Source organism: Pseudomonas phytophila (genome assembly GCF_025643095.1).
In the GTDB taxonomy this organism is placed as follows: Bacteria; Pseudomonadota; Gammaproteobacteria; order Pseudomonadales; family Pseudomonadaceae; genus Aquipseudomonas; species Aquipseudomonas quasicaspiana.
Window position 1 is genome coordinate 1,492,901 of record NZ_CP081201.1, and the last position, 19,589, is coordinate 1,512,489.

General features: G+C 57.1%; 20 protein-coding genes. 15 read left to right on the plus strand and 5 right to left on the minus strand.

Going from position 1 to position 19,589, the window contains the following annotated elements:
• Positions 1-3 precede the first annotated feature (3 nt).
• Both K3169_RS06585 and K3169_RS06590 read right to left on the minus strand, forming a co-directional pair.
• A complete protein-coding gene (locus K3169_RS06585) occupies positions 4-462 on the minus strand; it encodes a tripartite tricarboxylate transporter TctB family protein (RefSeq protein WP_027899763.1) in 459 nt (152 codons plus the stop codon).
• A gap of 61 nt (positions 463-523) precedes the next feature.
• A complete protein-coding gene (locus tag K3169_RS06590) occupies positions 524-1,513 on the minus strand; it encodes a Bug family tripartite tricarboxylate transporter substrate binding protein (protein ID WP_164581656.1) in 990 nt (329 codons plus the stop codon).
• 459 nt (positions 1,514-1,972) lie between these two features.
• Here K3169_RS06590 and K3169_RS06595 point away from each other — a divergent pair, with 459 nt between their 5' ends.
• The gene (locus K3169_RS06595; RefSeq protein ID WP_027899765.1) at positions 1,973-2,650 is read left to right on the plus strand and encodes a response regulator; all 678 of its coding nucleotides are present in this window, start codon (positions 1,973-1,975) and stop codon (positions 2,648-2,650) included.
• A complete protein-coding gene (locus tag K3169_RS06600; RefSeq protein ID WP_231677811.1) occupies positions 2,637-4,025 on the plus strand; it encodes a sensor histidine kinase in 1,389 nt (462 codons plus the stop codon). Before K3169_RS06595 ends, K3169_RS06600 begins: the two co-directional genes overlap by 14 nt.
• Before the next feature lie 372 nt (positions 4,026-4,397).
• On the opposite strand, the gene K3169_RS06605 is transcribed toward K3169_RS06600, so the two are convergent.
• A complete protein-coding gene (locus K3169_RS06605) occupies positions 4,398-5,219 on the minus strand; it encodes an HDOD domain-containing protein (protein ID WP_027899767.1) in 822 nt (273 codons plus the stop codon).
• 106 nt (positions 5,220-5,325) lie between these two features.
• Positions 5,326-6,267, minus strand: a complete 942-nt coding sequence (locus K3169_RS06610) for a YgfZ/GcvT domain-containing protein (RefSeq protein ID WP_263270699.1) — start codon at positions 6,265-6,267, stop codon at positions 5,326-5,328.
• A gap of 143 nt (positions 6,268-6,410) precedes the next feature.
• On the opposite strand from K3169_RS06610, the gene K3169_RS06615 reads away from it, so the two are divergent.
• Positions 6,411-6,665: a succinate dehydrogenase assembly factor 2 gene (locus tag K3169_RS06615; RefSeq protein ID WP_027899769.1), complete on the plus strand. Its 255-nt coding sequence runs from the start codon at positions 6,411-6,413 to the stop codon at positions 6,663-6,665.
• Complete coding sequence (locus K3169_RS06620) at positions 6,649-7,116, plus strand: protein YgfX (protein WP_263270700.1); 468 nt, start codon at positions 6,649-6,651, stop codon at positions 7,114-7,116. Before K3169_RS06615 ends, K3169_RS06620 begins: the two co-directional genes overlap by 17 nt.
• Here the strand turns inward: K3169_RS06620 and nadB are convergent.
• Positions 7,085-8,701: an L-aspartate oxidase gene (gene nadB, locus K3169_RS06625; RefSeq protein WP_263270701.1), complete on the minus strand. Its 1,617-nt coding sequence runs from the start codon at positions 8,699-8,701 to the stop codon at positions 7,085-7,087. The genes K3169_RS06620 and nadB overlap by 32 nt on opposite strands.
• 495 nt (positions 8,702-9,196) lie before the next feature.
• Between nadB and rpoE the strand changes: the two genes are divergently transcribed.
• From rpoE to pdxJ, 11 genes are all read left to right on the plus strand, one after another.
• Positions 9,197-9,778 (plus strand): RNA polymerase sigma factor RpoE, encoded by a 582-nt coding sequence (gene rpoE, locus K3169_RS06630; protein ID WP_020288878.1) that lies wholly within the window; start codon positions 9,197-9,199, stop codon positions 9,776-9,778.
• Positions 9,779-9,809: 31 nt separating this feature from the next.
• Positions 9,810-10,400 (plus strand): sigma-E factor negative regulatory protein, encoded by a 591-nt coding sequence (locus K3169_RS06635; protein WP_027899772.1) that lies wholly within the window; start codon positions 9,810-9,812, stop codon positions 10,398-10,400.
• 8 nt (positions 10,401-10,408) lie between these two features.
• Positions 10,409-11,371 carry a MucB/RseB C-terminal domain-containing protein gene (locus K3169_RS06640; RefSeq protein ID WP_231677064.1) on the plus strand — a complete coding sequence of 321 codons (963 nt, stop codon included), beginning with the start codon at positions 10,409-10,411 and terminating at the stop codon, positions 11,369-11,371.
• A gap of 350 nt (positions 11,372-11,721) precedes the next feature.
• A complete protein-coding gene (locus tag K3169_RS06645; protein WP_373562208.1) occupies positions 11,722-13,110 on the plus strand; it encodes a DegQ family serine endoprotease in 1,389 nt (462 codons plus the stop codon).
• Positions 13,111-13,280: 170 nt separating this feature from the next.
• Positions 13,281-15,077 carry a translation elongation factor 4 gene (gene lepA / locus K3169_RS06650; protein WP_027899775.1) on the plus strand — a complete coding sequence of 599 codons (1,797 nt, stop codon included), beginning with the start codon at positions 13,281-13,283 and terminating at the stop codon, positions 15,075-15,077.
• 9 nt (positions 15,078-15,086) lie between these two features.
• On the plus strand, positions 15,087-15,941 hold the full coding sequence (gene lepB, locus K3169_RS06655) for a signal peptidase I (RefSeq protein ID WP_027899776.1): 855 nt from the start codon (positions 15,087-15,089) through the stop codon (positions 15,939-15,941).
• A gap of 114 nt (positions 15,942-16,055) precedes the next feature.
• A complete protein-coding gene (locus K3169_RS06660) occupies positions 16,056-16,433 on the plus strand; it encodes a DUF4845 domain-containing protein (RefSeq protein ID WP_027899777.1) in 378 nt (125 codons plus the stop codon).
• Entirely contained in the window at positions 16,430-17,119 is a 690-nt protein-coding gene (gene rnc / locus K3169_RS06665; protein ID WP_027899778.1) for a ribonuclease III, read from the plus strand. Before K3169_RS06660 ends, rnc begins: the two co-directional genes overlap by 4 nt.
• Complete coding sequence (era, locus tag K3169_RS06670) at positions 17,112-18,014, plus strand: GTPase Era (protein WP_027899779.1); 903 nt, start codon at positions 17,112-17,114, stop codon at positions 18,012-18,014. Before rnc ends, era begins: the two co-directional genes overlap by 8 nt.
• Before the next feature lie 78 nt (positions 18,015-18,092).
• Complete coding sequence (gene recO / locus K3169_RS06675; RefSeq protein ID WP_410478231.1) at positions 18,093-18,779, plus strand: DNA repair protein RecO; 687 nt, start codon at positions 18,093-18,095, stop codon at positions 18,777-18,779.
• Positions 18,780-18,829: 50 nt separating this feature from the next.
• A complete protein-coding gene (pdxJ, locus tag K3169_RS06680) occupies positions 18,830-19,576 on the plus strand; it encodes a pyridoxine 5'-phosphate synthase (RefSeq protein WP_263270705.1) in 747 nt (248 codons plus the stop codon).
• Positions 19,577-19,589 lie beyond the last annotated feature (13 nt).

Below are 19,589 nucleotides of genomic sequence, written 5' to 3' on the forward strand. Positions count from 1 at the left end.
TTATTAGTTCTCCAGAACGTCGAGCAGGCCCAGGGGCAACGGTACGTCCATGGCTTTATCGAAAAGCAGGTAAAGACCGACGCTCATCAGAATCACCACGATCACGCTGGGTACCCAGCGGCCGCCATACAGGCGTGCCATGGGGATGCCGATCAGAATGCTGCTGAGGATGAAGCCCAGTGGTTCGAAGGTGCCGGCAAAAATCAGCAGCAAGGCCACGCATGCGACAATCTTGACGATGGTGTCGCGATCCAGCGCGGGCTCTTCTTCGGTGTGCACAATGGCGGCCGGGCGGAACAGCATGTAAAGCAAGGCCAGGCTCATCAACCCCAGCATCAGCAGGGGAAAAGCCCGGGGACCAACCGGCTCGTAGGAGAACGGCGCCTGATAGGGCCAGGCCATGACTGCCAGACCGGCGCAAACCAGCAGCAGTACAGCGGCAAAAATACGTTGGATCACCATGGTGAAAGCTCCCGGGTTGCGCTGCCGCGCAGGCAGCTGCAACCACTAGTCAGTCAATCGATCACTGAATCAGGCCGAATTCCTTGGCCAGGGTCTTGTAGTCAGCAACCTGCTTCTTCACGTAGGTGTCCAGCTCGGCACCGGTCATGGCGAAGGGGAACAGTTCACGCTGATCACGCAGCTTGGCGAACTCTTCCGAAGCCAGCAGTTTGTCGAACGCGGCTTTCCACCAGTCGTACTCTGCGTCGGTGACTTTTGGCCCCAGGTAGAAGCCGCGAACCACGGGCCAGACGATGTCGTAGCCTTGCTCTTTGGCGGTCGGAATGTTCTTCATTTCCGGCTCATCCAGACGCTTCTCGGAGAACACGGCCAGCAGGCGCATGTCGCCACTGAGGATGTGCGGCATGGAGTCGGAAATGTCAGTACTGCCCACCTGGATGTGGCCGCCGAGCAGTGCAGTAGCGATTTCACCGCCGCCTTCGAGGGCGACATAACGCAAGTCGCGCGGGTTGATCCCGGCAGCCTTGGCGATCAGTGCGGTTTGCATCCAGTCCTGGCTACCGACTGTGCCGCCGGAGCCGATCACGACTTTGCTTGGGTCAGCCTTGAGCGCCTTGACCAGATCGTCGAGGGTTTTGTAAGGCGAATCGCTCTTCACTGCGATGGCGCCGTAGCTGGTTCCCACTGCGGCCAGCCAGCGCACAGCGCCCTCATCAAAGCGGCCGAACTTGCCTTGCGCCAGATTCAACAGCGAACCGCTTGACCACGCCACCAACGTGCCCGCATCAGCAGGACGCTGTGCTACAACCGCGTTATAAGCCACAGCACCGACACCACCGGGCATGTAGGTCACACGCATCGGTTTGGTAAGGATTTTCTCGTTGATCAGTGCGCTCTGGACCAGTTTGCAGGTCAGGTCGAAGCCGCCACCGGGCGAGGCCGGGGCGATACATTCAGGGCGCTTGGGTTCGTCGGCCGCGAACAGTTGCGTGGCGAGCATCATGCAGCCAGCAGCCAGTGCGAAGCGACGCAAGGATAAAGTCATGGTCAGTCTCCAGATTTTTGTTTTTGGGGGTGGAACGGGTGTTCGATCCGGTTTTACAGACGGCCACAAGGGGGCACGCCAGTAAGCGGCTTCATCGCAGTGAATGAATATCGAAAGGCAACGAGAATGCGCCCGCAATGAAATGCGTGCAGCGGCCGGTCAAGGCGAAAGCGTCAGGATAGGAATTGCAGGCGGGCGAGATGGCCCTGGACATTGGCTGTGTCATGGTCGACTCCATTCTTGTTCTTATTGTGAAAGCACATCATGGTGCTTTTCTTTACGGCCGCTGAAACGGCGCGTTTTGTCGCTAAACATCCCGATGCTAAACACCGAAACTTTCATAAACCTTTCAGCTACCTTTCAATGACCATATAAATTGCGTTTAGAGCTGTTTCAATACTTCACAGCATGTAACGCGCCTGTAAACTCCGGGCTCCACAAAAGCCACGCACTCAGGAGAAGTCGATGCGTGTTCTTCTCGTCGAAGATCATCTGCAATTAGCCGAAAGCGTTGCCCAGGCCCTTAAAGGGGCCGGGTTGACCGTCGATGTATTGCACGATGGTGTGGCGGCTGATCTGGCGTTGAGCAGCGAAGAATATGCTGCGGTGATTCTGGATGTCGGCCTGCCACGCATGGATGGCTTTGAAGTACTGGCGCGGCTGCGCGGGAGGGGCAAGAATCTGCCTGTCCTGATGCTGACTGCGCGCAGTGACGTGAAGGATCGCGTTCATGGCCTCAATCTCGGGGCTGACGATTATCTGGCCAAACCGTTTGAGCTTTCCGAGCTGGAAGCCCGGGTCAAAGCCTTGCTGCGCCGCAGCGTGCTGGGTGGCGAACGGCAGCAGCGTTGCGGTGTGCTGGCTTACGATCTGGATACCCGACGATTCACTCTGGGCGATGAGTTGCTGACCCTTACCTCTCGGGAGCAGGCAGTGCTTGAAGCGCTGATTGCCCGGCCGGGACGTGTGATGAGCAAGGAACAGGTGGCTTCCCAGGTGTTTGGCCTGGATGAAGAAGCCAGCGCCGATGCTATCGAAATCTACGTGCATCGACTGCGTAAAAAACTCGACGGCCATCCGGTGGCGATCGTGACCTTCCGCGGCCTTGGCTATTTGCTGGAAAGCCGCGATGAGCAGCCATAACAGCCTGCGCTGGCGGTTGCTGTGGAATCTGGGCGTATTGCTCACCGTCCTGATGCTGGCCAGCGGGCTCAGCGCTTACTGGAATGGCCGGGAAGCAGCTGACATCGCTTACGACCGAACCTTGCTGGCATCGGCGCGAACGATTGCTGCGGGTGTTTCCCAGCGTGATGGAACCCTGAGCGCCGATGTGCCTTATATCGCTCTGGACACCTTCGCTTACGACAGCGCGGGTCGCATCTATTACCAGGTCAATGACATCAACCGTAAGCTGATTTCCGGCTATGAAAATCTGCCGCCTCCGCCTCCCGGTACGTTGCGCACCGATGATTACCCGGCGCTGGCGAGCTTCTATACCGCTCGCTATCAAGGACAATCGGTGCGAGTGGTCAGTCTGCTCAAGCCGGTCAGCGAGCCAAACATGAACGGCATGGCCGAGATTCGTGTTGCCGAGACCGAAGAAGCCCGGGTCAGCATGGCGCGCAGTTTGATGGCCGACACGCTGTTGCGTCTGGGCATGCTGGGTGCCGGTGCGTTACTGCTCGTGTGGTTCACGGTCAGTGCTGCGTTGCGGCCTCTGGAGCGCTTGCGTACTGAAGTCGAATCACGTCAGCCCGATGATTTGCGTGCCTTGCCTTTGGTTGAGGTTCAGCACGAGCTGCATCCACTGGTTAACGCGCTCAACCACTTTACCGAGCGTCTGCGTCAACAATTCGAGCGACAGGCACAATTTATCGCTGATGCCGCCCATGAGTTGCGTACCCCTTTGGCAGCGCTTAAAGCACGGGTCGAGCTGGGGCTGCGTGATCCAGAACCCGCACATTGGCGCACGACGCTTGAAGCGGCGGCACAGGGCACTGATCGCCTGACTCATCTGGCCAATCAGTTGTTGTCGCTGGCACGCATTGAGAATGGTGCGCGCGCGATTGCGGAGGGTGGGGCGCAGACACTGGATCTGAGTCAGTTGGCTCGCGAACTGGGCATGGCGATGGCGCCGCTGGCCCACGCTCACGGCGTTTCCCTCGCCCTTGAAGCGGATGAGCCGGTGTGGTTGCGGGGTGAGCCGACACTGCTTAACGAGTTGCTGAGCAACCTTATCGATAACGCGCTGGCGCACACGCCTTCAGGCGGTAACGTGATCCTGCGGGTCAGTGCGCCGGGCGTACTTGAGGTTGAGGATGATGGCCCGGGCATTCCCGAGGCTGAACGCAGTCGCGTCTTTGAGCGCTTCTACCGCAGCCGTCAGCAGGGCAAGGGGTCAGGTCTTGGATTGGCGATTGTCGGCGAGATATGCCGCGCGCATCTGGCGCAGATCAGTCTTCATGACGGCGCTGCAGGTGGGTTGAAGGTGCGGGTGAGTTTTATAGCGGCGCAGTAGACCTGGCCATTTGCAAATCTGTGGGAGTGGGCGGCATTCCGGCTTGCCCGCGATAAACGATAACGCGGTATGTCTCCAGGCTGCGTCTCATGCATCGCGGGCAAGCCACGCTCCCACATAGACCGCGCTATTCCGTAGGACCGGCCGGGCGGCGTTCCGCTTTAGCTGGGAGGAAGTCCGAATGTTCGCTAAATTTTCTTTAGCGACATACCGCTCTCCCGGCTAAAGCGGAACGCCGCCCGGCCGGTCCTACAAGATCAAGAACTCGCTTGCAGGCAACATAGAATCTCCCACAGGTTTGATGTGATCCCGCGATCGGATGAGCGTGAAGTCCGGCACCTCTTACCTGTCAGGCATCCCGGTATCGCGTTCCTAGTAAAGCATCATCTTCGCTTCATCCATTTCGGCACCCAAAGTTCCGCCGCTCATGTCCAGCCCCAGTTGATGAAACGCCGGAAGGCTGCTCAACTCGATCTGGCTGTAAGGGTGGCTGGTGCCCTGATAGATGTGTACGGTCGCGATTTGCACCAGATCGATGTAATCCGCTGATTGCGATACGCGGGTGAAGTCCTGGAAGCTTCCGGGGACGGAGGCCAGCATGTCCGGAAAATCCCACGAGCGCAGAAGTCGTTCGCCGATGACCGGGTGGATGGACTCGATCACATGGTTGAGGCTGACCGGATCAGCCAGCAGTTCGAAGTGATCTTCGGCGTAGGTCAGGATCGGCAGTACGCCGATCAGATGGATCAACCCGGCGAGCGTTGCCTTGTCGGGCTTGAGTGACGGGCGACGATAGCTCAGCGCATAGCTGATGCCTGCTACCTGCAGGCTTTGTTTCCATATCTCGCGCAACTTGCGTTCAACCACTTCAGACTTGGCGTGGAACATTTGCTCCACCACCAGCCCAATGGCCAGGTTGCAGGTGTAGTTGACACCCAGGCGTGTAATCGCCGTATTAACGTCGCTGACTTCAAAGTTCGGGCGCAGCAGGGGGCTGTTCACCACCTTGATCAAGCGTGCTGAAAGCGCGGTATCGCTGCCAATTACCCGGCTCAGCTCGGCGACGCTGATTTCGGTATTTTCGGCCGCCAGGCGAATCTTTAATGCTACTTCCGGAAGGGTAGGCAAGAACAGGGCGTCTCTATCAATCGCCTTGATCAAGTTCCTTTGCACCTCTTCAGCCATCTCGCTCATGTCGCATCTCGTAGACGTTTGGGTAGTCCCGTGCCTCTTCTTACCCAGGGTGCGAGGAGGCGGGACAGATATGCAGACATTTCCAGCGTGAAGGTGTTCGTCAGGTTCAGCGCTGTGTCTCGAGTTTGCTGTCCAGCGTGTACGGCAACTCAGCCAGTTTCAGGGCTGGGCCTTCCGGTGAGCCGAGCTGGATCTGGGCATTTTCCACCGCATCGGCCTGAAGCACCGCCAGCAGTTCGATGCCGGTTTCAGCCTTGGCCGCCAGGACGACGTTGCCGACGGCGCTGGCATGTACCGGGGAGAACAATGCCGCGCCTGGCTCTGGAAGTTCCTGGTCAGCAAGCGTCAAACGATAAAGGCGGCGTTTGAGCTTGCCGAGATACTGCATGCGCGCAACGATTTCCTGGCCTGTGTAGCAGCCTTTTTTGAAGCTCACACCGCCAACCGCCTGCAGGTTGACCATTTGCGGGATGAACTCTTCGCGGGTAGCACCGAACACCTGGCCGATACCGGCGCGGATCTGACCCAGCTGCCAATCGTTAAGCGTGCCTTCGTTCAGTTGCGCCGCCAGACGTGATTGAACGTCACTGGCGTGATCGGCGCGCACCCATAATTCGGCCCGGGATGGGGAGACCCGAATTGCAATCAGGTCGTTGGCGCGGACTACCGAGTCAGTCTCTTGCGCGAGATCAAGGCCGAGATTGACCAGAGCACCGTCGCCGTTATGCAGGCCAAATCGCACCCAGGAGGCGCTTTCATCGGTCAGCTTCGACTTGGAGAACACGGCGTATTTCTTCAGATCAGCCAGTTGTGGCTCGATCAGTTCACTGGCCATGGCAAGCAGGCAGCCATCGCCTTCGAGCAGAATGCGAAAGCTCGATTGCATGCGGCCCTTTTGCGTGCAGCGTGCACCCAGAGTGGCTTTGGTGTCACTCAGGTAATCGAGGTTGCAGGTCAATTGGCCCTGCAGGAATTTGCTGGCATCGACGCCGCGGACGGCGAGAACACCTTCATGGGAAAGCGGGCAGTAGAAAGCTGTATCGGCCATGAGTCATCGCAACGGAAAAAAGTCTGGGGCACATGATAGTGCCGAGTCCGGAGAATAGGTACATGAAAACTACTGCGACCATTGCGAGGTTCGCTCATGTGGCCTGCGGTTGTATACTCGCCGCCTATTTTGAGGAGCGCTCCATGGTCGAAGACGTCGAACTCAACCGCCTTTACTGGCACAGCCGCCGCGGCATGCTTGAACTGGATGTGCTGCTGGTACCGTTTGTCCGGGAAGTTTACCCGACGCTCAATGATGTCGACCGCGATCTGTATCGCCGCCTGCTGACCTGTGAAGACCAGGACATGTTTGGCTGGTTCATGCAGCGTGGCGAATCCGAAGATGCAGAGCTGCAGCGCATGGTTCGCATGATTCTGGATCGTGTCCAGCCAAAGTGACCGTTTTGAATGCCACTGGCGTGCCTCGCGTGCACTGTTGGTGGCGTATGGCATTGCGCAACTTCTGGCGCTGATCGCTCTTTATATGCTCGCCGTGCCAGGTTGGGTGTTGGCGCTAGGCCTGGTGCTGTGCGCAGCCCATGGCATTTATGTGTTATCCGGCTCAATTCTGCTGACTAGCGCCACTGCCTTTACCGGGCTGCGGCGCAATGCTGAGGGCTGGCAGTTGTGGAATCAGCGTGATGGCTGGCAGTCCGTGCAGATGTGCCGCGACAGCATGGCGCTGCCTCTGATCGTCGTGCTGCGCTTTCGCCTCGCGGATGAAAGTCGCAGCAGATGGCGAATGACGCGTGGTCTGTGTATCCCTCGCGACGCAATGGAGCCGGATATTCACCGGCGCCTGCGGCTGCGACTGAAATTCAGCCGACGTAGGTGGGCGGCACCAGAATAGTGTCGCGTGCTTCGGGCAGCATGTCTGGATAGTCCAGCGTGTAATGGAGGCCGCGAGACTCTTTGCGCTCCATGGCTGACCTGATCATCAGTTCGGCGACCTGCGCAAGATTCCTGAGTTCGATAAGGTCTCTGCTGACTTTGTAGTTGCTGTAGAACTCATCGATTTCGTCAAGCAGCAGGCGCACCCGGTGTTGAGCGCGCTGCAAACGCTTGTTGGTTCTTACGATCCCCACGTAATCCCACATGAAGCGCCGCAGCTCATCCCAGTTGTGAGCGATGATCACGTCTTCGTCGGAGTCGGTCACCTGGCTGGCATCCCACATCGGCAAAGGCGCAACGTCCGGGATCTGCGGCAGTTGTTCGAGAATGTCTGCCGCCGCCGAGCGGGCGTAAACGAAGCACTCAAGCAGCGAGTTACTTGCCATGCGATTGGCGCCGTGTAAACCCGTGCAGCTGGTTTCGCCAATCGCGTACAGGTTTGGTACGTCGGTACGACCGCGATAATCCACAATCACGCCGCCACAGGTGTAATGCGCGGCGGGTACCACCGGGATCGGCTGGCGGGTGATGTCGATGGCGAATTCCAGGCAACGTTCATAGACCGTCGGGAAATGACTCTTGATGAAGGCTTCAGGTTTGTGGCTGATGTCCAGATAGACGCAGTCGATACCAAGGCGCTTCATCTCGTGGTCGATGGCGCGCGCAACGATGTCTCGAGGGGCCAGTTCTGCGCGGGGATCGAAGCGTTGCATGAAGCGTTCGCCGTTGGGCAGTTTGAGGTGGGCGCCTTCACCACGTAGCGCTTCAGTTACCAGGAAGCTTTTGGCCAGCGGGTGATAGAGGCAGGTAGGATGAAACTGGTTGAATTCCAGATTGGCTACCCGGCAACCAGACCGCCAGGCCATGGCGATGCCATCACCGCACGCGCCATCCGGGTTGCTGGTGTAGAGGTAGACTTTGGCTGCGCCGCCGGACGCGAGGACAGTGAAGCGTGCACCATAAGTGTCGACTTCGCCGCTGCTGCGATTAAGTACATAGGCGCCGAGGCAGCGTTGTCCTTCCTGGCCAAGGCGGCGTTCAGTGATCAGGTCGATGGCTACCCTCTGTTCGAGTAATTCGATATTGGGCCGTGAGCTGGCCTGCTCCAGCAATGTCGTGAAAATTGCTGCGCCAGTGGCATCTGCTGCGTGAATAATGCGCCGATGACTGTGACCGCCTTCACGGGTCAGATGGAATTCGAAACCGTTGTCTTCAGGGCTTGAATGATCCTCGCGAGTGAAGGGGACGCCTTGATCGATAAGCCACTGAATGGCTTCGCGACTGTGTTCGACGGTAAAACGCACCGCGTCTTCATTGCACAGTCCGCCGCCTGCATCGAGCGTGTCCGCCACATGGGATTGCACCGTGTCGCTTTGGTCGAGAACCGCTGCCACGCCACCCTGAGCCCAGAATGTAGAGCCATTGGCCAGCTCACCCTTGCTTAGAACCGCAATCCGTAAATGAGCGGGTAATGTCAGTGCGAGGCTCAAGCCTGCTGCGCCGCTGCCGATCACTAGTACGTCGTGTTGAAAATGTTTGCTCATCTATGAATTCCGCACGCTGCGGCCACTAGTATAAGTAAGGGTGTAGCGGCACAATAGCCGCGCCTTTATGGCAATGTGGAACTATGAAGGGCCCGGATTGTGCTCCAGTCCGTGTCTGAATGCATACCGTTTAGCGTCAGTTGGGTCGTAGATTGCTGAATACTGCGGCTATCTTCCTACGTACGGAGTGTTATTGGTCTCACAACTGCTATCGAACTTCGGGAACTTTTTATGATCACTCGGGTTCAATAGCTGGTTGCCTGTAGAGGGACGGCGTCGGCTTTGAGTGGGCTGATCAAGCTATCACCAGCGAATTCGACGACTAGATTATTCGCGCAGCCGACATGGTTCGAGCTGCGTTTTTCCGTGCGGACCATTGAGCGTCCACAGGAAACTTGCCTGGAGGGGAGAACTTTTGCGAGATGCCCGAGTCTATGTATGCAAGCCGACAGACTGGCTGGTACAGCGCTCCTTCAAGCTTTATGAGGAGTGTTCATGCTAACCCAGGAAGAAGATCAGCAGCTGGTCGAGCGCGTTCAGCGTGGCGACAAGCGAGCTTTTGATCTGTTGGTGCTGAAGTATCAGCACAAGATTCTCGGGTTGATCGTGCGTTTCGTGCACGACACCCATGAAGCTCAAGACGTAGCGCAAGAGGCTTTTATCAAGGCTTATCGTGCGCTCGGAAACTTTCGCGGTGACAGCGCCTTTTATACGTGGCTGTACCGCATCGCCATTAACACGGCGAAGAACTATCTGGTGTCGCGCGGTCGGCGACCACCTGATAGCGATGTAAGGTCTGAAGACGCGGAGTTCTACGATGGCGATCACGGCCTCAAGGACATCGAGTCGCCGGAGCGTGCATTGTTAAGGGATGAGATCGAGGGAACTGTCCATCGAACTATCCAGCTTCTCCCGGAAGATTTACGTACTGCCCTAACTTTACGTGAGTTCGACGGTCTGAGTTACGAAGACATTGCCAGCGTCATGCAATGTCCGGTGGGTACCGTACGTTCTCGGATTTTCCGGGCTCGGGAAGCCATCGATAAAGCCCTGCAGCCGTTGTTGCAGGAATCCTGAGACAGCGGCGATAGCCAAGAGAGGAACCGCCATGAGTCGTGAAGCCCTGCAGGAATCGCTGTCCGCAGTGATGGATAACGAAGCGGACGAACTGGAATTACGTCGGGTACTGAATGCCATTGACGATGCGGATACACGCGCCACATGGTCGCGTTATCAGATTGCTCGTGCAGCGATGCACAAAGAGCTGTTGATCCCTCACTTGGATATCACAGCTGCAGTTTCTGCCGCGATCGCCGACGAAGTCAGCCCATTGAAAGCTGCTCGTGGTCCATGGCGCAGCCTGGGTCGTCTGGCAGTTGCAGCGTCGGTTACCGTAGCGGTACTGGCTGGTGTGCGCTTGTACAACCAGGATGACATCGCCGGTGCACAGCTTGCTCAACAGGCTCCACAGCCTGCCAGCATGTCTGTACCGCAAGTGAAAGGTCCGGCTGTACTGGCTGGCTACACTGAGAGCAGCGAGCCTGCGCAAGGGCCGATGGTCAATGGTGTTTTGCAAGGTCAGTCCGGTCAGGATCAACGTCTGCCAGGTTACCTGCGTCAACATGCTCAGCAAGCTGCGTTGAAAGGCACTGAAAGCGCTCTGCCTTACGCACGTGCTGCAAGCCTGGAAAACCGTTAAGGAGGATCATGCGCGCCATTCCTCTATTGCCTTTGTTGCTTGGTGGATGGCTTGTCCTCCCCGCTCACGCCGATGAAGCGCAAGATTCGCTAAAGCGTCTTGCGCAGGCTGAGCAGCAGCAAAGCTTTCAAGGTACCTTCGTTTACGAACGAAACGGTAGTTTCTCCACTCACCGAATCTGGCATCGGGTCACCGATGGCAAGGTTCGTGAGCGTTTGCTTCAGCTGGACGGTTCTGCTCAGGAAGTGTTGCGCGTAGACGGGGTAACCCAATGCGTCAGCGGCACTCTCGAAGCTGGAGTGTCTAATGTCCCCGATTCTGCAGTTCATGCATACGATGCTAAAAAGCTCTCTGCCTGGTACGACATGAAAGTTGTCGGTACCTCGCGTGTGGCGGGCCGTGCAGCAAAAATCATTGCCTTGAGCCCCAAAGATCAGCATCGCTACGGCATCGAACTACACCTCGATGATGAAACCGGTTTGCCTCTCAAATCGTTGTTGTTGAGCGAAAAAGGGCAACTACTGGAGCGTTTTCAATTCACCGAATTCGATACTGCCAGCGTCCCTGATGATCATGCGTTGCAAGCCAGTGCTGATTGCAAAGCAGTGGACGTCGCCAAGTCCAGGCCTGAAGCTTCGAAAAATCCGGCACCTTGGCATCTGGAGTGGATGCCGCCTGGTTTTGAACTCAGCAGCAGTGCAGTCCGTAAAGACCCGGCTACCAGCGTCCAGGTCAGTAACCTGATGTATGACGACGGTATTGCCCGGTTTTCGGTTTTCGTAGAGCCAATCAGTGGCGCTGTGGTGACTGATACGCGTACCCAGCTTGGTCCTACGGTGGCCGTGTCTCGTCGATTGACGACACCTAAAGGCGATGTGTTGGTGACGGTGGTCGGTGAAGTGCCCATCGGTACCGCTGAGCGAGTGGCGCTTTCGCTACGCAGCACTGATCTGCAAGCCAGCAAGAAGTAGGTCGTAAAAGTGCTGGTTCGAGCCCAAGATGTAGAAGGTTTCATCTTGGGCTCGGCAAGCCGCACAGCAAGCCTTTGCAGGATTTCTGGTCAGTTCGCCGAAATGTTTGGTGAGGTTTCCAGGTTGCAAAAACTCTCGTTTTTTTCTATAGGTCACAGCCTTGCAGCTCTGGCCTTTGTTGTTTCCGGGTCAGGGAAATGGCTGCTGGGAATATGCACTCGGTCGAGTGCCATGGACGCAGGCTCATTGGGCCTTTCGGTCTGTACTGCTTAACTCTGCTCGTTGTGAACGGGAGCCGTATGTCTATACCAAGCTTGAAATCCTATCTTTCACTATTTGCTGCCGTGCTGATGCTCGGGCAAGTCGTCTCCGCTCAGGCCGAGTCGCTGCCGGACTTCACCACGCTCGTAGAGCAAGCCTCGCCGGCCGTCGTGAATATCAGTACCCGGCAGAAAATGCCCGAGCGTTCGGTCGCCCAGAATCAAATGCCTGACCTTGAAGGCCTGCCGCCGATGTTGCGCGAGTTTCTTGAGCGCAGCGTTCCGCCTGGCTCCCGTCCGCCTGGTTCGGGTCGTGGAGATCGTCAGCGTGAAGCGCAATCTCTAGGCTCCGGGTTCATTATCTCGGCTGATGGTTATGTGTTGACCAATAACCACGTGATCGACGGCGCTGACGAGATTCTGGTTCGTCTGTCCGATCGCAGCGAACTCAAAGCCAAGCTGGTTGGCACTGATCCACGTACTGACGTGGCGGTATTGAAGATCGAAGGCAAAGACCTGCCAACCGTCAAACTCGGCAACTCCGAGAAACTGAAGGTCGGCGAGTGGGTGCTGGCGATCGGTTCGCCGTTCGGTTTTGACCATTCCGTGACCAAAGGTATCGTCAGCGCCAAGGGCCGTAGTCTGCCTAACGACACATACGTGCCGTTCATCCAGACCGACGTGGCGATCAACCCGGGTAACTCCGGTGGTCCGCTGTTCAACATGGCGGGCGAGGTGGTCGGCATCAACTCGCAGATTTTCACTCGCTCCGGTGGCTTCATGGGGCTGTCGTTCGCGATTCCTATCGATGTAGCGCTGGATGTTGCCAATCAGATCAAGGCCAGCGGCAAGGTAAACCGTGGCTGGTTGGGGGTTGTGATTCAAGAGGTCAACAAAGACCTGGCTGAATCCTTCGGTCTGGACAAGCCTGCCGGTGCACTGGTTGCGCAAGTCCTCGACAATGGTCCGGCTGCGAAGGGTGGCCTGCAGGTGGGCGACGTGATCCTGAGTGCCAATGGCACGCCTATCGTGATGTCGGCTGATTTGCCGCACCTGATTGGCAATCTCAAAGATGGCAGCAAGGCTGAGCTGGGTATTATTCGCGACGGTAAACGCCAGACCCTGAACGTCACCGTAGGTGCGTTGCCTGACGAAGGTCAGGAAATGGGCGCCGGGGATGCTGCTGGCGCCGAGCGCAGCAGCAATCGTCTGGGTGTATCGGTTGTGGACTTGACCGCTGAGCAGCAGAAGACGCTTGAACTCAAGGGTGGTGTCGTCATCAAGGAAGTGACCGACGGTCCGGCGGCTCTCATCGGCTTGCAGGCTGGCGATGTGATTACCCACTTGAACAATCAGGCAATCAGCTCGGCGAAGAACTTCACCGAAATTGCCAAAGGCTTGCCGAAGAATCGCTCGGTTTCCATGCGCGTACTGCGTCAGGGGCGTGCGAGCTTCATCACCTTCAAGCTGGCTGAATAGTCGGGTCGATCAGCGAAAAGGGCGGTGCTTACCGCCCTTTTTTGTGCGTGGTGTGCGCTCTAATGTTGATCCTGTCGCCGCTGAACGTGACGCCCAAGCGTTAGTTCAGGTACAATTCCCGGCTATTTTTCGGCGGGCAATCTGCCTGCAACCTTTTTGAGTGTTGATCCGTGAGTGATTTGAGTCATATCCGTAATTTCTCCATCATCGCCCACATTGACCATGGCAAGTCGACGCTGGCCGACCGCTTCATTCAAATGTGCGGCGGCTTGTCCGAGCGTGAAATGGAAGCTCAGGTACTTGACTCCATGGATCTCGAGCGTGAGCGCGGGATCACCATCAAGGCCCACAGCGTTACGCTGCACTACAAGGCCAATGACGGTAAAACCTACCAGCTGAACTTCATCGACACCCCGGGTCACGTCGACTTCACCTATGAAGTCAGCCGTTCCCTGGCCGCGTGCGAAGGTGCGTTGCTGGTTGTGGATGCCGGTCAAGGCGTTGAGGCACAGTCTGTTGCCAACTGCTACACCGCCATCGAGCAGGGCCTTGAGGTCATGCCGGTCCTGAACAAGATGGACTTGCCGCAGGCCGATCCGGACCGCGTCAAGGACGAAATCGAGAAGATCATCGGCATTGACGCCACCGATGCCGTGGCGTGCAGCGCCAAGAGCGGCATGGGCGTTGCTGAGGTACTGGAGCGTCTGGTTCACACCATTCCTGCACCTACCGGCAACATCGAAGATCCGCTGCAAGCGTTGATCATCGACTCGTGGTTCGACAATTATCTGGGTGTTGTCTCCCTGGTGCGTGTCCGTCACGGCCGGGTGAGGAAGGGCGACAAGATTCTTGTGAAGTCCACCGGCAAGATGCACCTGGTCGACAGCGTGGGCGTTTTCAGCCCCAAGCACACCGCCACCGTTGACCTGAAAGCCGGCGAAGTAGGCTTCATCATCGCCGGCATCAAAGACATTCACGGCGCGCCGGTCGGTGACACGCTGACGTTGAGCACCACGCCGGATGTTGAAGTCCTGCCCGGTTTCAAACGCATTCAGCCGCAGGTTTACGCCGGTCTGTTCCCGGTCAGCTCCGATGACTTTGAAGACTTCCGCGAAGCGCTGCAAAAGCTGACGCTGAATGACTCCTCCTTGCAGTATTCGCCAGAAAGCTCTGACGCACTGGGCTTCGGCTTCCGTTGCGGCTTCCTCGGCATGCTGCACATGGAGATCATCCAGGAGCGTCTGGAGCGCGAGTACGATCTGGACCTGATCACCACAGCGCCGACGGTTATCTTCGAGCTTTTGCTCAAGACCGGTGAAACGATTTACGTCGATAACCCATCCAAGCTGCCAGACCTTTCGGCTGTCGAAGACATGCGCGAACCTATCGTTCGGGCAAATATTCTTGTGCCGCAGGAACACCTTGGTAACGTCATTACTCTGTGTATCGAGAAGCGTGGTGTTCAGCACGACATGCTGTTCCTTGGTACCCAGGTGCAAGTGACCTACGATTTGCCGATGAACGAAGTGGTTCTGGACTTCTTCGACCGTCTCAAATCGGTAAGCCGTGGTTATGCATCGCTGGACTATCATTTCGACCGTTATCAGTCCGCGAATCTGGTGAAGCTGGACGTCCTGATCAACGCCGAGAAGGTCGATGCGCTGGCGCTGATCGTGCACCGTGACAACGCGGCTTACAAAGGCCGCGCGTTGACCGAGAAAATGAAAGAGCTGATTCCTCGGCAGATGTTCGACGTAGCGATTCAGGCTGCCATTGGCGGTCAGATCATTGCGCGTACCACCGTCAAGGCACTCAGAAAGAACGTATTGGCCAAATGTTACGGCGGCGACGTCAGCCGGAAACGTAAATTGCTTGAGAAGCAAAAGGCCGGTAAGAAACGCATGAAGCAGGTCGGCAACGTGGAAATTCCACAAGAAGCTTTCCTTGCAGTGCTCAGGTTGGAATAGTCAGGTCCTATGTCACTAAATTTCCCGCTGTTGCTGGTCATCGCTGTATTCGTCTGCGGTTTGCTGGCGTTGCTTGATCTGGTCATCCTGGCTCCTCGTCGCCGGACTGCCATCACAACGTATCAAGGCAGTGTCAGCCAGCCGGATGTTGCGGTGGTAGAGCGCCTGAACAAGGAACCTTTGCTGGTTGAATACGGCAAATCGTTCTTCCCGGTGCTGTTCATCGTCCTGGTGCTGCGTTCGTTTCTGGTCGAGCCGTTTCAGATACCCTCCGGGTCGATGATTCCGACGCTGCGGGTAGGTGATTTCATCCTGGTGAACAAGTTCTCTTACGGGATTCGCTTGCCGGTCATCGATGAGAAAGTGATCTCGATCGGCGAACCGAAACACGGTGACGTTATGGTGTTCCGCTACCCGAGCGACCCGAGCGTCAACTACATCAAGCGTGTAATCGGTTTACCGGGTGACCGGATCCGCTACACCGGTGACAAGAAGCTTTTCATCAACGGTGAGCTGGTTGCCAAGCAATTGATCGGTACTGAGCCCGGAACCCTGGGCAGTGCAGAGCTGTACAGCGAGAAGCTGGGTGAAGTCGAGCATCAGATCCGTCAGGAAATGACTCGTTACCGTGCGCAGCCTGACCACGAGTGGACAGTGCCGGCCGGCCATTACTTCATGATGGGCGACAACCGCGACAACTCCAACGACAGCCGCTACTGGGATGATCCCAATATTCCCAAGGATGAGCTGGGTATGGTTCCGGACAAGAACATCGTCGGCAAAGCCTTTGCCGTATGGATGAGCTGGCCTGAGCCAAAACTGAGTCACTTCCCTAACTTCTCGCGGGTTGGGTTGATAAAGTAATCAATACGGCGCTGTTTTCTACAGCGCCGTATGTCATTTGGGTTGCTCGAAAAAGGTGCTGCGACTGGTGGGAACATCTGCGAGTGCGGTGACGAGCTATCCTTGGAGTCGTACATGACGTTCGCCGGTTCGCAAAAGGGATGGTCGTTTACAGGAGTATTGCTGGCGGCAGCGCTGGGGATTTTCGCACTGAGTGTGGCTTTCAAGCTGGTCCCGCATTACCTGGATAACAGGGAGATGAAGAAAATCATTAATGCGGTCGACAGCAACCCTGCTCTGGAAATCACTACGATCAGCGATTTTTACAGCTATGTCGGGAAGAATATGCAGGTCAACAGTATTCGGGATGTGGATTTGAACAAGGCGTTAAGCGTGACGGTAGTGAACAACAGGTTCGTTGCCCATTTGAAATATGAACAACGTGAACCATTGATCCGCAACATTGATCTGGTGGTCATGTTCGACGACACCATCAGCGTGGGTAAACCGTGAGCGTTTCCTTGAGTCGCCTGGAGCGTCAGCTCGGCTATACCTTCAAGGATCAGGAACTGATGGTCCTGGCCCTGACTCACCGTAGCTTCGCCGGTCGCAATAATGAGCGTCTGGAGTTCCTCGGTGATGCCATTCTGAACTTCGTTGCGGGTGAAGCGCTGTTTGACCGCTTCCCGCAGGCACGTGAAGGCCAGTTGTCGCGTCTGCGAGCGCGTCTGGTGAAAGGCGAAACCCTGGCCTTGCTGGCCCGCGGTTTTGATCTGGGTGAGTACCTGCGCCTCGGGTCTGGCGAATTGAAGAGCGGCGGCTTCCGTCGTGAGTCGATTCTGGCCGACGCCCTTGAGGCGCTGATTGGTGCGATTTATCTGGATGCAGGCATGGAGATGGCTCGCGAACGCGTGCTGGCCTGGCTGACCACGGAGTTCGACAGCCTGACGCTGGTCGACACCAACAAAGATCCAAAAACCCGATTGCAAGAGTTTCTGCAGTCGCGTGCCTGTGAGCTGCCGCGTTACGAAGTGGTGGATATCCAGGGCGAACCGCATTGCCGGACATTTTTTGTCGAATGCGAGATCACCTTATTGAATGAAAAAAGCCGGGGTCAGGGTGTCAGCCGTCGTATTGCCGAACAGGTAGCAGCGGCCGCAGCACTCATTGCCCTTGGCGTGGAGAACGGCCATGACTGATTCAACCGCAACACGCTGTGGCTACGTTGCCATCGTCGGCCGCCCGAACGTGGGCAAATCCACGCTGCTCAACCACATTCTTGGTCAGAAGCTGGCGATTACCTCGCGCAAGCCGCAGACCACTCGCCACAACATGCTGGGCATCAAGACCGAAGGCGCTGTGCAGGCCATCTACGTCGATACACCGGGCATGCACAAGAATGGCGAGAAGGCGCTTAATCGCTACATGAACAAGACGGCCTCGGCTGCGTTGAAAGACGTTGATGTTGTCATCTTCGTGGTTGACCGTACCCGCTGGACCGACGAAGACCAGATGGTTCTCGAACGCGTGCAGTATGTTCAGGGCCCACTGATCCTGGCGATCAACAAGACCGACCGTATCGAGGACAAGGCTGAGCTGATGCCGCATCTGGAGTGGCTGCAAGGCCAGCTGCCGAATGCGTCCATCGTGCCGATTTCCGCGCAACACGGGCACAATCTTGACGCGCTGGAAAGTTTGATTGCTTCGCACCTGCCGGAAAACGATCACTTCTTCCCGGAAGACCAGATCACCGACCGCAGCAGCCGCTTCCTCGCCGCCGAGCTGGTCCGTGAGAAGATCATGCGCCAGTTGGGTGCCGAGCTGCCTTACCAGATCACCGTGGAAATCGAAGAATTCAAGCAGCAGGGCAAAACCCTGCATATCCATGCCTTGATTCTTGTTGAGCGTGACGGCCAGAAGAAAATCATCATTGGCGACAAGGGCGATCGCATCAAGCGTATCGGCACTGAAGCGCGCCGCGACATGGAGTTGCTGTTCGACTCCAAGGTCATGCTCAACCTTTGGGTCAAAGTCAAAGGCGGCTGGTCCGATGACGAACGCGCCCTGCGTTCGCTTGGCTACGGCGACCTGTAAATCCTGATCTGTCCGGTACTGCCCGTGCGGCGGTACCGGATTGCCTGAACGCCTTCGCTTCTCTCGAGCCGCCCTGAAATGATCAGCGTGCCAGTCGGCCAACCTGCTTACGTGTTGCACAGCCGGGCGTACCGTGAAAACAGCGCGCTGGTGGACTTCCTCACGCCTCAAGGTCGCTTGCGTGCAGTGCTGCGCAGTGCGCGCGGCAAGGCGGGGACATTGGCGCGGCCGTTTGTCCCGCTGGAAGTGGAATTCCGTGGCCGTGGCGAGCTGAAAAATGTCGGGCGTATGGAAAGCTCCGGCGTCGCCAGCTGGATGGTAGGTGATGCATTGTTCAGCGGGCTTTACCTCAACGAACTGCTGATCCGCCTGTTGCCTGCCGAAGACCCCCATCCCGCCGTGTTCGATCACTACGCCGCAACGTTGCAAGCCCTGGCAGAGGGGCGACCGCTGGAGCCATTGCTGCGCTCCTTCGAATGGCGTCTGCTGGATGATCTGGGCTACGGCTTCGCGCTGGATGTCGACATCAATGGCGAACCACTGGATGCCAAGGGCATGTATCGGCTGCAAGTGGATGCGGGGCTTGAACAGGTGTATCTGTTACAGCCAGGATTGTTCAATGGCACCGAATTGCTGGCTATGGCGCAAGCCGACTGGAGTGCTCCGGGTGCTTTGTCCGCTGCCAAGCGACTGATGCGTCAGGCGCTGGCTGTGCATCTGGGCGGCCGCCCATTGGTCAGTCGCGAACTGTTTCGCAAGCCGTAACCAGGCTTTATGCTCACCGACCTGTTTCGATCATATTTCAGGAGACACCCGTGACTCACAGCACTCGCATCCTTCTTGGCGTAAACATCGACCATGTTGCCACCTTGCGTCAGGCCCGCGGTACGCGTTACCCGGATCCGGTCAAGGCCGCGCTGGACGCTGAAGAGGCGGGTGCAGATGGCATCACCGTGCATTTGCGTGAAGACCGTCGTCACATTCAGGAGCGCGACGTTCTGCTGCTCAAGGATGTGTTGCAGACCCGCATGAACTTCGAAATGGGCGTTACCGATGAGATGCTCGCGTTTGCCGAGCGCATTCGTCCGGCTCACGTTTGCCTTGTACCGGAAACACGTCAGGAGCTCACCACTGAGGGCGGTCTGGACGTTGCAGGGCAAGAAGCCCGGATCAAGGCCGCAGTGGAGCGCCTGAGCAAGATTGGCTGTGAGGTGTCGCTGTTTATCGATGCCGATGAGCAACAGATTGCCGCTTCCAGGCGTGTAGGCGCTCCGGCTATCGAGTTACATACTGGCCGCTATGCAGATGCTCAAACGCCTACTGAAGTCGCTGAAGAGCTGCAGCGGATTGCTGATGGCGTGGCTTTTGGCTGGAGCGAAGGCTTGATCGTCAATGCCGGTCACGGCCTGCATTACCACAACGTTGAAGCCGTGGCGGCGATCAAGGGCATCAACGAACTTAACATCGGCCACGCATTGGTGGCCCATGCGCTGTTCGTGGGTTTCAAGGCTGCTGTGGCAGAGATGAAAGCGTTGATTGTGGCGGCTGCGCACAAGGCCTGATTTGAGTGAGGTC